This is a genomic window from Streptomyces sp. NPDC088116 (genome assembly GCF_044741745.1).
Taxonomy (GTDB): Bacteria; Actinomycetota; Actinomycetes; order Streptomycetales; family Streptomycetaceae; genus Streptomyces.
Genome location: NZ_JBIUTF010000004.1, coordinates 194,129 through 208,221, shown reverse-complemented (window position 1 = coordinate 208,221; position 14,093 = coordinate 194,129). Strand labels below are relative to the sequence as shown.

Sequence of the window (14,093 nt, the reverse complement as noted above, 5' to 3'; positions counted from 1 at the left end):
ACACAGCTACGGTCCACGGAGATGTACACGACTTAGGTGGTCTCCGATGTGACGGCGCACGTCGGTGACACAGCCAGCTCCACGGGGGAGCGGTGCTGGACGAGCATCGCGTGGCACGGGACGCGTACCACCCCTCCGGATTGGCACCCCGCACGTACGAACGGCCCATTGTGGAGGACTTTCGTGCACAGAAAACGCCCCAGAGCCGCATCCCTCCTCGCACTCCTCACGGGCGCCGTGCTCGTGGGATCGAGCCTCAGCGCCGTACCCGCCACCGCCGCGGACCCGCGGTCGCCCGCCGCGGAGGAGAGCTTCCAGCAGGTGACCCTCGCGAAGGGCGCCGACGAGGTGGGTGAGCCGATCTCGCTCGCCGTCCTGCCGGACCGGCAGGTGCTGCACACCTCGCGCGACGGCACCCTGCGGATCACCGACGCCGGCGGAGACACCACCGTCGCGGGCAAGCTGGATGTCTACGACCACGACGAAGAGGGTCTCCAGGGTGTCGGGGTCGACCCCGACTTCGCCGAGAACCGGGCGATCTATCTCTTCTACGCCCCCAAGCTCGACACCCCCGCAGGGGACGCCCCCGAGAACGGCACCGCCGCCGACTTCGCTCCCTTCGACGGGTACAACCGCCTCTCGCGCTTCACCCTGAAAGAGGACGGCACCCTCGACAAGGCGAGCGAGAAGAAGGTCCTCGACGTCACCACCTCGCGCGGCACCTGCTGCCACGTCGGCGGCGACATCGCCTTCGACGCGGACGGCAACCTGTATCTGTCGACCGGGGACGACACCAACCCCTTCTCCTCCGACGGGTACACCCCGATCGACGAACGGTCCGACCGCAACCCGGCGTTCGACGCCCAGCGCAGCGCCGGCAACACCAACGACCTGCGCGGCAAGGTTTTGCGCATCAAGGTCGCCGAGGACGGCTCGTACACGATCCCCGAAGGCAACCTCTTCGCCCCCGGCACCGAGAAGGCCCGGCCCGAGATCTACGCGATGGGCTTCCGCAACCCCTTCCGTATCTCCGTCGACCCGAAGACCGGCGTCGTGTACGTGGGCGACTACGGCCCCGACGCGGGCGCCGCCTCACCGACGCGGGGCCCCGGGGGACAGGTCGAGTTCGCGCGCGTCACCAAGGCCGGCAACTTCGGCTGGCCCTACTGCACCGGTGACAACGACGCGTTCGTCGACTACGACTTCGCGACCAAGGAGTCCGGCGCGCCCTTCGACTGCGCCGCGCCCAAGAACACGTCGCCGCACAACACCGGCCTGACCGACCTCCCACCGGCCCAGGCCGCCTGGATCCCGTACGACGGCGGCAGTGTGCCCGACCTCGGCGACGGCTCCGAATCGCCGATGGCCGGACCGGTCTACCGGTACGACGCGGACCTCGACTCCCCGGTGAAGTTCCCGGAAGGCTACGACGGTGACTTCTTCGCCGGCGAGTTCGGCCGGCAGTGGATCAAGCGGATCGAGCAGGGCGAGGACGGAACGGTCAGCAAGATCAACCCGTTCCCGTGGACCGGCACCCAGGTCATGGACATGGAGTTCGGCCCCGACGGGGCGCTGTACGTCCTCGACTACGGACTGTCCTGGTTCGGCGGCGACGAGCACTCCGCGCTCTACCGCATCGAGAACTCCACCGGCGGCAAGTCGCCCATCGCCGAGGCCTCCGCGAACAAGACCTCCGGCCAGGCGCCGCTGAAGGCCACCTTCTCCTCCGAGGGCACCGAGGACGCCGACAGCGACACCCTCACCTACGCCTGGGACTTCGGCGACGGCGGCACCTCCACCGAGGCCAACCCGGTACACACGTACAAGAAGAACGGCACCTACACCGCCCGGCTCACGGTCACCGACCCGACGGAGCGCACCGCCACGGCGTCCGTGCGGGTGGTCGTCGGCAACACGGCGCCCAAGGTGACGCTCGAACTGCCCGCCGAGGGAACGCTGTTCAACTTCGGCGACACTCTTCCCTTCAAGGTGACCGTCACCGACCCGGAGGACGGGCCGGTCGACTGCTCCAAGGTCGTCGTGCGCTACATCCTCGGCCATGACAGCCACGGCCACCCGATCACCTCGGCCAAGGGCTGCGAAGGCACCATCACCGCACCCGCCGACACCGAGCACGATCCCAACGCCAATATCTTCGGTGTGATCGACGCCGAGTACACCGACGGCGGAGGCGGCGGCCAGGCCGCGCTCACCAGCCACGACCAGGCGCAGCTCCAGCCCCGGCACCGGCAGGCCGAGCACTTCAACAAGTCCTCCGGGATCAATGTCTTCGACAAGGGTTCCGCCAACGGCGGCAAGACCGTCGGCGACATCGACAACGGCGACTGGATCTCCTTCAAGCCGTACCACCTCGCCGGGTCCAAGACGCTCACCGCCCGGATATCCTCCGGCGGCGCGGGCGGGTTCCTGGAGGTGAGGACGGGCTCCGCGGACGGCAATCTGCTCGGCTCCGCGCCGGTCCCGGTCACCGGCGGCTGGGACACGTTCCAGGACATCGACGTACCGCTGCGCTCCGTACCGAAGAAGACCACCGAACTGTTCCTGGTCTTCAAGGGCGGTTCCGGCGCGCTGTTCGACGTGGACGACTTCCAGATCTCCACGGCCGTCCCCGGCAAGACCGAGAAGCGGGTCCTGGTCTTCTCCAGGACCGGCGGCTTCCGCCACGACTCGATCCCCGAGGGCATCGCCGCTCTCAAGGAGCTGGGCAGGACCACCGGCATCACGGTCGACGCCACCGAGGAGCCGGGCCAGTTCACCACCAACAACCTCGCCCGCTACGACGCGGTGGTCTTCCTCTCCACCACCGGTGACGTGCTCAACTCCGAGCAGCAGAAGGCGTTCGAGAACTATGTCGCCACCGGCGGCGGCTACATGGGCGTGCACGCGGCGGCCGACACCGAGTACGACTGGGCCTTCTACGGCGGGCTGGTGGGTGCCTACTTCGACTCGCACCCGGCGATCCAGCCGGCCACCGTACGGGTCGAGGACCACGAGCACCCGGCGACCGCCTCCCTCGGCGACGAGTGGCAGCGCACGGACGAGTGGTACAACTACCGCACCAGTCCGCGGACTCAGGCCCGGGTCCTCGCCACCCTGGACGAAACCACCTATCAGGGCGGCAACATGAAGGGCGATCACCCGATCGCCTGGTGCCAGACGTACGAGGGCGGCCGGTCCTTCTACACCGGGGGCGGTCACACCAAGGAGTCGTACGCCGAGGCGCCCTTCCGGCAGCATCTGCTCGGCGGGCTGCGGTACGCGGCCGGCCAGGTCAAGGCCGACTGCAAGCCGAGGACCGGCTACCGGGACCTCTTCAACGGGAAGACCCCGGAGGGCTGGAAGCAGGCGGGACCGGGCAGGTTCACGGTCGTGGACGGTGAACTGCGCTCCGAGGGAGGCATGGGACTGCTGTGGTACCAGGCCAAGGAGCTGAAGTCGTACTCGCTGAAGCTGGACTGGAAGCTCGACGGGGACGACAACTCCGGTGTCTTCGTGGGCTTCCCGGCCTCGGACGACCCCTGGTCCGCGGTGGACAAGGGGTACGAGGTGCAGATCGACGCCACCGACAGCCCTGACCGCACGACCGGCGCCGTGTACGGCTTCAAGTCGGCGGACATCAAGGCCAGGGACCGGGTTCTGCGGCCGCCCGGTCAGTGGAACAACTACGAGATCAAGGTCGAGGGCGAGCGTCTGCGGATCTTCCTCAACGGAGTGAAGATCAACGACTTCACCAACACCGACCCGGCACGCAGCCTGAAGGACGGTCACATCGGCCTCCAGAACCACGGAGCCGACGACCAGGCGTCCTTCCGGAACATCCAGATCAAGGAGCTGCCCTCCGCCTAGAGAACGTCCGGGCCGGGCTCCGCCGGCCCGGACGGCTCCAGGACGGGCGGCCCGTCAGCCGGCGGCGGGCGGGGAGGCGCCGTACCCCCCGCCCGCCGTCCACCAACCAGCACACGACAGGCAGGGAGGCAGCCCGTGACGACGACCGGACCTGTGACGATCACCGGACCCGTGACGGCCGGTCGTACGGAGACGAGCCGTACGGAGACGAGCCGTACGGAATCGACCCCAGTACGCACCGGAGTCTGGTTCGTCGGAGCGCGTGGCTCCGTCGCCACCACGGCGGTCGCGGGATGCGCGGCGGTCACCGCCGGGCTCCACCCCCCGACCGGCATGGTCGCCGAGACCGCGCCCTTCGCGGACTCGGGCCTTCCCGCCCTCTCCTCCCTCGTCTTCGGCGGCCACGACACGGCGAGCTGCCCGCTGCCCAAACGGGCGGAGGCACTGACCCTGGCGGGCGTGCTGCCGCACGGCCTGCCCTCGGCCGTCGGCGCCGAACTGGCGGCGGCGGACCGGGAGATCAGGCAGGGCGGGCCGCAGGCGGGTGACACACGGAGCGACGAGGAGATCATCACCGCCTTCACCGACGACCTCACCGATTTCACGCGACGCACCGGCGTCGCGCGCACGGTCGTCGTCAACGTCTCCTCCACGGAACCCGAGCCGGCGCCGGACGACCCACGGCTGCCCGCCAGTTCGCTGTACGCGGCCGCCGCCGTCCGGGCCGGTTGCGCGTACGTCAACTTCACCCCGTCCACCGGGCTGCGCACCGAGGCCCTCATGGCGGCCGCCGAGGCCGGCGGACTTCCTCACGCCGGCCGCGACGGCAAGACAGGCCAGACGCTGCTCCGTTCCGTGCTCGCCCCCATGTTCGTCCAGCGGGCCCTGACCGTACGGGCCTGGTCGGGCACGAACCTGCTGGGCGGCGGGGACGGGGCGGCGCTGGCCGACCCGGCAGCGGCGGCGGCCAAGAACGCGGGCAAGGAACGCGTCCTGGCCGACACTTTGGGCGTTGCCCCCGAGGGCGAGGTGCACATCGACGACGTACCGGCGCTCGGTGACTGGAAGACCGCCTGGGACCACATCGCCTTCGACGGTTTCCTCGGCTCACGGATGATCCTCCAGACCACCTGGCAGGGCTGCGACTCGGCGCTGGCCGCGCCGCTGGTGATCGACCTGGCGCGGCTGGTGGCCCGCGCGCACGAGGCGGGGCTGAGCGGACCGCTGCCCGAACTGGGCTTCTACTTCAAGGATCCGGACGGCGGGCCCGCCGCGCTGGCGGAACAGTTCGACGCGCTGCTCGCCTTCGCCGAGCGGCTGAAGGAGACGAAGTGAGCCCGGCAGCGGGGCGAGGTTCGGGCCTGGGCGCCGGCCAGGGCACGGGCTTGGGTGCCTGGGCGGAACTCCTGCGGGTGTCGGCCCTGTTCACGGTCCCCGGCGACGCGCTGGCCGGCGCGGCGGCCCTCGGCGTACGCCCCAACCGCTCCACGGCCCTCGCCGTGGGCGCCTCGCTCTGCCTGTACGAGGCGGGCATGGCGCTCAACGACTGGGCGGACCGTGAGGAGGACGCGGTGGACCGCCCGCACCGCCCGATCCCGTCGGGCCGTATCTCCCCGCCCGCGGCCCTCGCGGCGGCGGGCGCCCTGACGGCCGCCGGCCTGGGCCTCGCGGCCCGCGCGGGCCGGCCGTCCCTGGCGGTGGGCACGGCGCTGGCGGCCGCGGTCTGGTCGTACGACCTGCGGCTGAAGCACACGGCGGCGGGACCGGTGGCGATGGGCGCGGCGAGAGCGCTGGACCTGCTGCTGGGCGCGACGGCGACGGCGGGTCGTGCTCCGGCCTCGGCAGGTCGTGCTCCGGCCTCGGTGGGTCGCGCTCCGGCCTCGGCAGGTCGGGCTCCGGCCTCGGCGGGAGGAACGGGAGTGGGCGGTACGGCGGGCGCCGGGCGCGCGCCGCGCACCGCACCGCCCTCGGCCGCGTTGCGCTCCGCCGCGCTGCTCGGCGCGCACACCCTCGCCGTCACCACCGTCTCGCGCCGTGAGGCACAGGGCGGTTCGACCGCCGCACCGCTCGCCGCGCTCGCGGCCACCGGGGTGCTGGGCGCGCTCGCCGGCCGTCGGCCGGAGGGCGGGCCGGGCGAAGGAGGTGGACGGCGCGGATCAGGTGACCGGGGATCCGTTGGACGAAGTGTCACCGCCCGACGGACCGCTCCTCTCCTCGCCGGCGCGCTCGCCGCCGTCTACGCAGGGACCGCCGGGCGGCCTCTGCTGCATGCCGCGCTCAACCCCTCCCCGCCCCTGACCCAGCGCGCCGTCGGCGGCGGCATCCGGGCCATGATCCCGCTTCAGGCGGCGCTCGCCGCGCGCGGTGGGGCGGCCGGGGCCGCCCTCGGAGTCATGGGCCTCGTCCCTCTCGCCCGCACCCTCGCACGGAAAGTGAGCCCGACATGACTCTGCGATTCGGTTACGGCACCAACGGGCTCACGGACCTGCGGCTCGACGACGCGCTCGGGCTGCTCGCCGATCTCGGGTACGACGGCGTCGGGCTGACGCTCGACCACATGCATCTCGACCCCATGGCCCCCGGCCTCGCCGCCCGTACCCGGCAGGTCGCCCGGCGGCTGACCGAGCTGGGACTCTCGGTGACCGTCGAGACCGGCGCCCGCTATGTGCTCGACCCGCGCCGCAAGCACGGGCCCTCCCTGCTGGACCCCGACCCCGAGGGGCGCGCCGCCCGGACCGGACTGCTCGTCACAGCCGTCCAGGTCGCCGCCGATCTGGGCGCGCACGCCGTGCACTGCTTCAGCGGTGTCACCCCCGAGGGCACCGACACCGACACCGCCTGGAAGCGGCTCGACGACGCGATGGGCCCGGTCCTCGACGCCGCGCGGGCCGCCGGTGTCCCCCTCGCCGTCGAACCGGAACCCGGCCATCTCGTCTCGGCCCTCGCCGACTTCCACGAGCTACGGAACCGCCTCGGCGACCCCGAACCCCTCGGCCTCACCCTCGACCTCGGCCACTGCCAGTGCCTGGAGCCCGCCTCGCCGGCCGACTGCGTGCGGGAGGCCGCGCCCTGGCTTCGGCATGTGCAGATCGAGGACATGCGGCGCGGTGTCCACGAGCATCTGCCGTTCGGGGACGGCGAGATGGACTTCCCGCCCATCCTCGACGCACTGGCCGCCACCGGCTATCACGGCCTGACCGTGGTCGAACTGCCCCGTCACTCCCACGCCGGGCCCGAACTGGCCCGTACCTCCCTGGACTTCCTCCGTACGAAGGGAGCCCGGACGTGACAGAGACAGCGGCAGAGACAGCGGCAGATGCGGCGACGGCGGCAGCGGTACCGACCCGCGAGGAACTCCTGCCCCGACTGGACGCGCCCGCCCGGTCCTGGCTCCATGACGCACTCGCCGAAGCGTCGGCTCCGACGGCGGGAGGCGGCAACGTTGCCCCGGGAGGCGACAACGTCGCCCTCGCCCCCTGGGAGCTGCGCTTCGCCGCCGCCGGCCGCCACTGCGGCCAGGACCACGCCGATTCCGTACGGACCCTGCTCCTCCAGGAAGCCCGCGCCGACCTCGCCACCCTGACCAGGCTCTACCACCAGGGCACCGCCGCCGAACGCCGCGCCGTCCTGCTCGCCCTGCCCCACCGCGTCACGGGCCCCGGCGCGCTGCCACTGGTCGAGGACGCCCTGCGGACCAACGACACCCGGCTGGTCGCGGCCGCCGTCGGCCCGTACGCCGCCGCCCACCTCGGCCCCCACGCCTGGCGGCACGCCATCCTCAAATGCCTCTTCACCGGGGTGCCGACCGCCGCAGTCGACAGCCTGGAGCAGCGTGCCCGCGAAGACACCGAACTGGCCCGGATGCTCGCCGACTTCGCGGCCGAACGCACCGCCGCCGGCCGCCCCGTACCCGCCGACCTGCACCACGTACTGAACCTGACCGGCGAGGAGTCCTGATGCGTATCTTCGACCCGCACATCCATATGACCTCCCGCACCACGGACGACTACCAGGCGATGTACGCCTCCGGTGTCCGCGCCCTGGTCGAGCCCTCCTTCTGGCTCGGTCAGCCCCGCACCTCACCCGCCAGCTTCTTCGACTACTTCGACGCGCTCCTGGGCTGGGAGCCGTTCCGCGCCGCCCAGTACGGCATCGCCCACCACTGCACGCTCGCCCTCAACCCCAAAGAGGCGAACGACCCGCGCTGCACGCCCGTCCTGGACGCCCTGCCCCGCTATCTCGTCAAGGACTCCGTCGTCGCCGTCGGTGAGATCGGCTACGACTCCATGACCCCGGCCGAGGACCACGCCCTCGCCACCCAGCTCCAGCTCGCCGCCGAACACGCTCTGCCCGCGCTCGTCCACACCCCGCACCGCGACAAGCTCTCCGGCCTGCGCCGCACCATCGACGTCGTACGCGAATCCGCCCTCGACCCGGAGCGGGTCCTGCTCGACCACCTCAACGAGACGACGGTCAAGGAGGCCGCGCGGAGCGGCAGTTGGCTCGGTTTCTCGATCTATCCGGACACCAAGATGGACGAGGACCGGATGGTCGCGGTCCTGAAGTCGCACGGTACGGAGAAGGTGCTGGTCAACTCGGCGGCGGACTGGGGCAAGAGCGACCCGCTCAAGACCCGCAAGGTCGCGGACGCGATGCTCGCCGCCGGCTTCGGCGAGGACGACGTCGACCAGGTCCTGTGGCGCAACCCGGTGGCCTTCTACGGGCTCAGCGGCCGGCTCCAGCTCGACGCCCCCGCGCCCCAGGCCCTCCACGAGGGCAACTCCATCCTCCGTGGCGGGGAGTGAGGACGGCATGCGCTTCCGCCACCCCGACGGCTCCACCGTCCACCTCTCGTACTGCACCAATGTGCACCCCGCCGAGAATCTCGAAGGCGTACTCGCCCAGCTGCGCGACCACTGCGAGCCGGTACGCAAACGGCTCGGCCGGGACCGGCTCGGCATCGGCCTCTGGCTCGCCCGGGGCGCGGCCCAGACCCTGGCCAACGACCCGGCGGCGCTGCGCGGACTGCGCGCCGAACTGGACCGGCGCGGCCTGGAGGTCGTCACCCTCAACGGCTTCCCGTACGAGGGTTTCGGCGCCGAAGAGGTCAAGTACCGCGTGTACAAGCCCGACTGGGCCGACCCCGAGCGGCTCTCCCACACCGTCGAGCTGGCCCGACTGCTGGCCGCGCTGCTTCCCGACGATGTCACCGAGGGCTCGGTCTCCACCCTCCCGCTCGCCTGGCGCACCGTCTTCGACGCTCCCGCCGCCCGCGCCGCGCACAAGGCGCTGACCGTGCTCTCCGAACGCCTCGACGCGCTGGAGGAGATGACCGGCAAGTCCATCAGGATCGCCCTGGAACCCGAACCGGGCTGCATCGTCGAGACCACCGCCGACGCGATCCGCCCGCTCACCGACCTCCCCGGCGACCGGATCGGTATCTGTATCGACACCTGTCACCTCGCCACCTCCTTCGAGGACCCCGCCACCGCCCTGGACGCGCTGGAGGCCGCGCACATCACCATCCCCAAGGCCCAGCTCTCCGCCGCCCTGCACGCCGAGGAGCCCCATCTCCCCGAGGTACGGGAAGCCCTCGGCGCGTTCGCCGAGCCCCGCTTCCTCCACCAGACCCGGACCCGTACGGCGGCCGGACTGCGCGGCACCGACGACCTGGACGAGGCTCTCGGCGGCGGCGCGCTGCCGGACGGCGCACCCTGGCGGGCGCACTTCCATGTGCCGCTGCACGCCCCGCCCGCGCCCCCGCTCACCTCCACCCTCCCCGTGCTCCGGGACGCGCTGACCCGGCTGGTCGGCGGCGCGGAACCGCGCACCCGCCACCTGGAGGTCGAGACCTACACCTGGCAGGCGCTCCCGCCGGAGCTGCGCCCGCGCTCACGCGGGCAGCTCGCCGACGGCATCGCCGCCGAACTCACCCTGGCCCGCGACCTCCTGGTCGATCTCGGACTCAAGGAGCTGCCATGACCGAGGCCGAAGACCCGACCCCGACCGCACCTCCCAATCCGGCCCTCGGCCCGTCCCCGACCGCACGCCCGGCTCCGGCCCTCGGCCCGACCCCGACCGCATGCCCGGCTCCAGCCGATCCCACGCCCGGGGGCCCGTCCCCCACCCCGCTGCTCGTCCTCGACGTCGTCGGCCTCACCCCCCAGCTGCTCCACCACATGCCGAACCTGAAGAGGCTGGCCGGCGAGGGCTCCCGGGCCCCGCTGACCACCGTGCTGCCCGCCGTCACCTGTAGCGCGCAGTCCACCTTCCTCACCGGGACGCTCCCCGCCGAGCACGGCATCGTCGGCAACGGCTGGTACTTCCGCGAGCTCGGTGACGTACTGCTCTGGCGCCAGCACAACGGACTGGTCTCCGGCGACAAGCTCTGGGACGCGGCCCGCCGCGCCCACCCCGGCTATACCGTCGCCAACATCTGCTGGTGGTACGCGATGGGCGCGGACACCGACTGGACGGTCACCCCCCGCCCCGTCTACTACGCCGACGGCCGCAAGGAACCCGACTGCTACACCCGCCCGCCGGAGCTGCACGACGAACTGACCGAGCAACTCGGCACGTTCCCCCTCTTCCACTTCTGGGGCCCCGGCGCCGACCTGGTCTCCTCGCAGTGGATCGTGGACGCCACCCGCCACATCATCCGCACCCGGCGGCCGGATCTGGCGCTCTGCTACCTCCCTCATCTCGACTACGACCTCCAGCGCTTCGGCCCCGACGACCCCCGCTCCCATCAGGCGGCCGCCGACCTCGACGCCGCGATGGCCCCGCTGCTGGACGATGCCAGGGCCGAGGGCCGTACTGTCGTCGCGCTCTCCGAATACGGCATCACCCGGGTGTCCCGGCCCGTCGACATCAACCGGGCCCTGCGCAGGGCCGGCCTGCTGGAGGTCCACACCCAGGACGGCATGGAGTACCTCGACCCGATGGCCTCCCGCGCCTTCGCCGTCTCGGACCACCAGCTCGCCCATGTCTATGTGCGCCGCTCGGAAGACCTCGACGCCACCCGCGCGGCCCTTGAGGACCTCGCGGGCATCGACGAGATCCTGGACGACCACGGCAAGAAGGCCCACGGCCTGGACCATCCGCGCTCGGGCGAACTGGTGGCCATCGCCGAACCGGACGCCTGGTTCACGTACTACTACTGGCTCGACGACGACCGGGCGCCCGACTTCGCCCAACTGGTCGAGATCCACCGCAAACCCGGCTACGACCCGGTCGAGCTGTTCATGGACCCGCTCGATCCGTACGTACGCCTCAAGGCGGCCAAGGCGATCGCCCGCAAGAAACTCGGCATGCGCTACCGGCTCGCGGTCGTCCCTCTCGACCCCTCGCCTATTCGCGGCAGCCACGGCCGCCTCCCGGGAAGCGACGACGAAGGCCCGCTCATCCTCTGCTCCATTCCCCGTGCCGTCGGCGACCGTGTCGCGGCCACCGATGTGAAGTCCCTGCTCCTCCAGCTTGCGGGACTGCACTGACAACCGGCACGCGCTGACAACCGGAACGCACTGGCAAGCACACGACACAAGGAGTTCCGCAATGAGTTCCATGAGCCGCAAGAAGCCCGCCGATCCCGAACTCGCGCACCAGCTCAGCAGACGCGGCATGCTCGGTGTCGCCGCCGGGGCCGGAGCCGCCGCCGTCCTCGGCGCCTCGGCGCTCACCCCTGCCGCCGCCCAGGACAAGGGCCACGGTCACGGACATGGTCACGGCAAGGGACAGCCCGTCCTGCCGCCCGGCCGCCTGGGCGTCCAGCTCTACTCGCTGCGCGACAAGGTCTCCACGATCGGCTTCGCGAAGGTCTTCGACGAGCTGGAGCGCTTCGGCTACGACGAGATCGAGTACGCCGGCTACACCCAGGGCGCCGCCGGGGCGATCACGCTGCCCCAGCTCAAGAGGCTGGCCAGGGACCACGGCCTGAAGGCCATCGGCAGCCACGTCGGCTATTACGACGACAACAACCCCAACGCCTACAGCTTCGCCCAGAACCTCACCAAGGTCCTGGACGACGCCCAGGCGCTCGGCCTGGACCATGTGGGGACCGCCTCGGGCCCGTTCCGCTACGGGACCACCGTGGACGCCTGGAAGCGGGCCGCCGCGGACTTCAACACCTATGGCGCCGCCGCCAAACGGCGCGGCATGAAGTTCTACCAGCACAACCACGCGGAGGAGTTCTCCTTCGCCACCGACCGGCCGGACGTCCGCCTCTACGACGTCCTGCTGGCCGAGACCGACCCCGAACTGGTCTATCTGGAGATGGACATCTACTGGGCGTTCGCCGGGCAGTTCCGCTTCAGCAAGACCCCCGAGGGCAAGCCCGCCCCCTTCGACCCACTGCGCTACGTACTCAAGCAGCCCCACCGCTATCCGCTGTTCCACGTCAAGGACGGCATCGAGGACATAGCCGCCCACGACGGCTACCGGATGGTCGACGTCGGTGACGGCGACATCGACTACAAGCGTTTCATCTCGGCGGTGAACAAGACCCACGGCGGGCGCCGCGACCACCACTGGCAGGTGGAGCACGACCTGCCGGTGGACTCCCTGGCCTTCGCCCGCAAGTCGTCGGCGCACCTGCACTCGCTGCGCGAAAGGCGCTGACGCCCCGGCGCCGACAACCCGGGCGCCGACAACCCGGGCGCCGACGACTCGGGCGCCGAAGACTCGGGCACACCACGCGACAGACGCGACGGATCGCGCAGCATCACGACGGCGGCCCTCCGCGCGGCTCATGAAAGCCGCGGGGAGGGCCATCCGTCCGTACGGGTCAGACTGTGGCCATGAGTCAGGCAGGAGCCCCGCCGGAATGCCCGGCCCGCTTCCAGGGCGCCGAAACCACGCCGCGCCCGCCCGCCGGATCGCCCGGCCGACGCAGTATGAGCGAGATCCCCGCCGCGACCAGCGAGACCACACCCGACGCCACATACGCGCCGACATAGCCCCACGACGCCACCACGACCGCGCCCATCCCGCCACCGAACAAGCCGCTGACCAGCTTCGCGCTGTAGACCATGCCGTAGTTGGAGGCGTTGTTGTTCTCCCCGAAGTAGTCGGGTGTCAACGCCGCGAACAGCGGGTAGAACGCGCCGCCGCCGAAGCCGGACAGGAACGCGAAGACCAGGAACAGCGTCTGGTTGCGCATCTCACCCGCCGTCAGCACACCGAACTGCGCCACGGCCAGCACCAGACAGACATACGTGAGGGTCCGCTGCCGTCCCAGCTTGTCCGACAGCCAGCCGACCACACCGCGCCCGGTGCCGTTGATCACCGACATCACGCCCATCGACGACGCCGCGATGAGCGGGCCGAAGCCCATCTCCTTCGCGAACGGCACCTGGAACGAGATACCGAAGATGGAGACGCCCGCGCAGCACAGCATGCACAGCCACATCAGCGGGACGACTCCGGTCCGTAACGCCTCCTGCGGCGTGTACTGCCGTACCGCCGGAGGGTTCTTGGCGAGAGCGGCCGACGACTTGGTGTCCGAGCCGCGCCCCAGCGGATCCACTTCCTGCGGCCACCAGTTCTTCGGCGGATCCTTGAAGAACAGCCCCGAGACCAGGGTCAGCACCAGGACGTAGACGCCGACGAGGTCCAGTACGGAGTGGTAGTTGGAGGTGTCGAAGCCGTACGTGAACAGGAAGATGAACGGCACCGCGCCATAGGCGAACGCACCGTTGACGAAGCCGGTCTTGCCGCCCCTGCGCTCCGGGTACCACTTGCCGACCATGTTCACGCACGTCGAGTAGATCAGGCCGGAGCCGAGCCCGCCGAGCAGTCCGAAACCGGCCAGCGCGAACCAGATGTCCGGCGCGTGACTGAGACTGACGAAGCCCAGCAGCGAGAAGAACGAGCCGATGAGCATGGCCGCCCTGCTGCTCAGGATTCCTTTCTCCCGCAGCCGCCCGGCGGGGAAGGACACGGCCGCCTGGAAGAAGATCCAGACGCTGAGGACCCAGAACGTGTTCGTCGAGGTCCAGTGATGGGCTTTGGACAGGGTTTCTTCCGCGGCCCCGAAGGCGTACTCGAACACACTGATGGCGAGCATGGCGAGCCAGGGCAGCGCCACCATCGTCCAGCGGGGGAGGCCGAGGATCTGCCGGTCGGACTCGCCGACCCGGTAGATCCGGCCATGGGCGTCGGTGATCTCGTGGTAGTCCGGACCGGCCGAGGCCGGCACGGACGCAGGAGAAAGAGGTTCCGCTGTCATT

10 protein-coding genes are annotated in these 14,093 nt (G+C 70.9%); 9 read left to right on the top strand and 1 reads right to left on the bottom strand.

Annotated elements, in window-relative coordinates; genetic code table 11:
• The first annotated feature begins 183 nt into the window (after positions 1 to 183).
• From ACIOJD_RS17880 to ACIOJD_RS17840, 9 genes are all read left to right on the top strand, one after another.
• Positions 184 to 3,867: a ThuA domain-containing protein gene (locus tag ACIOJD_RS17880; protein WP_401914297.1), complete on the top strand. Its 3,684-nt coding sequence runs from the start codon at positions 184 to 186 to the stop codon at positions 3,865 to 3,867.
• Between the two features lie 171 nt (positions 3,868 to 4,038).
• Positions 4,039 to 5,202, top strand: a complete 1,164-nt coding sequence (locus ACIOJD_RS17875; protein WP_401915497.1) for an inositol-3-phosphate synthase — start codon at positions 4,039 to 4,041, stop codon at positions 5,200 to 5,202.
• Between the two features lie 26 nt (positions 5,203 to 5,228).
• The gene (locus ACIOJD_RS17870; protein ID WP_401915495.1) at positions 5,229 to 6,314 is read left to right on the top strand and encodes an SCO3242 family prenyltransferase; all 1,086 of its coding nucleotides are present in this window, start codon (positions 5,229 to 5,231) and stop codon (positions 6,312 to 6,314) included.
• Positions 6,311 to 7,156 carry a sugar phosphate isomerase/epimerase family protein gene (locus ACIOJD_RS17865; RefSeq protein ID WP_401914295.1) on the top strand — a complete coding sequence of 282 codons (846 nt, stop codon included), beginning with the start codon at positions 6,311 to 6,313 and terminating at the stop codon, positions 7,154 to 7,156. Before ACIOJD_RS17870 ends, ACIOJD_RS17865 begins: the two co-directional genes overlap by 4 nt.
• Positions 7,153 to 7,824, top strand: a complete 672-nt coding sequence (locus ACIOJD_RS17860) for an EboA domain-containing protein (RefSeq protein ID WP_401914293.1) — start codon at positions 7,153 to 7,155, stop codon at positions 7,822 to 7,824. Before ACIOJD_RS17865 ends, ACIOJD_RS17860 begins: the two co-directional genes overlap by 4 nt.
• Positions 7,824 to 8,672 (top strand): TatD family hydrolase, encoded by an 849-nt coding sequence (locus ACIOJD_RS17855; protein ID WP_401914291.1) that lies wholly within the window; start codon positions 7,824 to 7,826, stop codon positions 8,670 to 8,672. The genes ACIOJD_RS17860 and ACIOJD_RS17855 overlap by 1 nt, the downstream gene beginning before the upstream one ends.
• Before the next feature lie 7 nt (positions 8,673 to 8,679).
• The gene (eboE, locus tag ACIOJD_RS17850) at positions 8,680 to 9,849 is read left to right on the top strand and encodes a metabolite traffic protein EboE (RefSeq protein WP_401914288.1); all 1,170 of its coding nucleotides are present in this window, start codon (positions 8,680 to 8,682) and stop codon (positions 9,847 to 9,849) included.
• Positions 9,846 to 11,360: a nucleotide pyrophosphatase/phosphodiesterase family protein gene (locus tag ACIOJD_RS17845; protein ID WP_401914285.1), complete on the top strand. Its 1,515-nt coding sequence runs from the start codon at positions 9,846 to 9,848 to the stop codon at positions 11,358 to 11,360. Before eboE ends, ACIOJD_RS17845 begins: the two co-directional genes overlap by 4 nt.
• Before the next feature lie 70 nt (positions 11,361 to 11,430).
• Entirely contained in the window at positions 11,431 to 12,483 is a 1,053-nt protein-coding gene (locus ACIOJD_RS17840; protein ID WP_401915492.1) for a sugar phosphate isomerase/epimerase family protein, read from the top strand.
• Positions 12,484 to 12,667: 184 nt separating this feature from the next.
• On the opposite strand, the gene ACIOJD_RS17835 is transcribed toward ACIOJD_RS17840, so the two are convergent.
• Positions 12,668 to 14,092 carry an OFA family MFS transporter gene (locus tag ACIOJD_RS17835; RefSeq protein ID WP_401914283.1) on the bottom strand — a complete coding sequence of 475 codons (1,425 nt, stop codon included), beginning with the start codon at positions 14,090 to 14,092 and terminating at the stop codon, positions 12,668 to 12,670.
• Between the last annotated feature and the right edge of the window lies 1 nt (position 14,093).